Raw genomic sequence first — 1,356 nt, 5'->3', positions numbered from 1 at the left:
TGCGGCAATACCTCCTGGGTAAGGAGGGGGATGGCGATTTTCCGGCCCTCCTGTTCCAGGAGGAGTTCCCCTGGTTTCAGGCGCCGGGTTCCCTGGTTCTTTTCCCAGCCTCTATAGCCTGGTTGGTGGCCATACAGGCCGCCTCGGCCAGTTTTGAGGCCGGGGCCAATTCAAAGCTTTCTTTTAGGTGAGCAGTTTGTACGGGTAATACATCCCTGGCAAGAAGGGTGGCGTAGCGGCTGTTTACACCCTTCTTGGCTTCCAAGAGACTCATCCCTCCTATGCGGGTTAGTTTTTTTTAACCGGGTGGGCCTCGGCTAGGCGGCGGACCTTCGCCATCATGAAGGCATAGTCGGGGCCGGAAAACTCCCGGTAGAGGTTGACGTGTTTTTCTACCAATCGCCTGGAACAGCCTAGGACCTTCCTGATGGCCGGTACCGGCAGGCCCCTTTCCAGGAGGTAGGTGACCCGGGCGAAGTCCAGGAGGTAGTTCTCTATGGCTTCATAGCTGTGCCCGGTGCGCCGGACGATCTCGGTCTCGGTATAGCCGTCCATGTAGAGGCGGATGATCTTGTCGGTGTGGCTTAAGGCCGGTCCCATATCAGCCACCATACCCCTGGTGGGGACCACCACGCCTGGATGTTCCTTTAGCAAGGTCTGTACGGATTTGGTGGAGAGGCCTAATAGCAGGGCCAGATCCGGTTGGTTTAAGGTAGCCCCCTGGGATCTGGCCTGGGTGGCCAGGCGCAAAAGCCTGGTCCACTTAAGCGCCTCGGCGTTGTCCCGGTTAACCAGTTCCCAGTCCTCAGGGGTGACGTAATCCAGGACTACGGCTTTCAGTTGACACTCCGATAGTTTTTTGCCGGCCGGCTCCCGGTCGCTCACGGCCTGGTACACGATGGCTCCCGGGGCTCGTTCCTGCCTGTTCAGGCGGCCGGCCAGTTCCGCCAGTTCGTCCAAAAACTGCTCAACGGCTGCCGGGAAGTAGCCGTGCCGCCGGCGTAACAGTTCGGCAAAGGCTTGGCGGCTGCCGGTACCGGTGCCGGGTTGTCTTAAAGCTTCCTGGTCCAGGCCCAGTCGGGTGGCTATCCCCGGGTCCTTCTCCCGGTGTTTGGTCCAGATTTCCCACCAGGCTTCCAAAAGCTCCGGCGGCTCCCGCAGTAGCCTTGCCAGTTCCGCCAGGGGTTGGTCCCGGTTTTGCACCAGTTCCTTGAAGCCCTGCCACCACCGCTGCCACCGGCCGGTGCTGATGGCCAGATCTTTACGCAAGGCAGTGAGGTCCTCACCGCTTAAGTACCGGTCAATAGCCAGCGCCGCCCGGAGGTTCCGCATTAGCTGGCGGTTCTCTTTCTTCAT

Annotated in this window: 2 protein-coding genes; both read right to left on the bottom strand. The window is 60.0% G+C overall.

The window, feature by feature from the left end:
- Positions 1-76: 76 nt before the first annotated feature.
- On the bottom strand, positions 77-265 hold the full coding sequence (locus MOMUL_RS15165) for a hypothetical protein (RefSeq protein WP_062286245.1): 189 nt from the start codon (positions 263-265) through the stop codon (positions 77-79).
- 23 nt (positions 266-288) lie between these two features.
- On the bottom strand, positions 289-1,356 hold a 1,068-nt coding region (locus MOMUL_RS15160), incomplete at its 5' end, for a DUF1670 domain-containing protein (RefSeq protein WP_062286243.1).

The organism is Moorella mulderi DSM 14980 (assembly GCF_001594015.1).
GTDB lineage: Bacteria > Bacillota > DSM-521 > Neomoorellales > Neomoorellaceae > Neomoorella > Neomoorella mulderi.
Note: the sequence above shows the minus strand (reverse complement) of the source record. Positions and strands in the feature narration are given on the sequence as shown.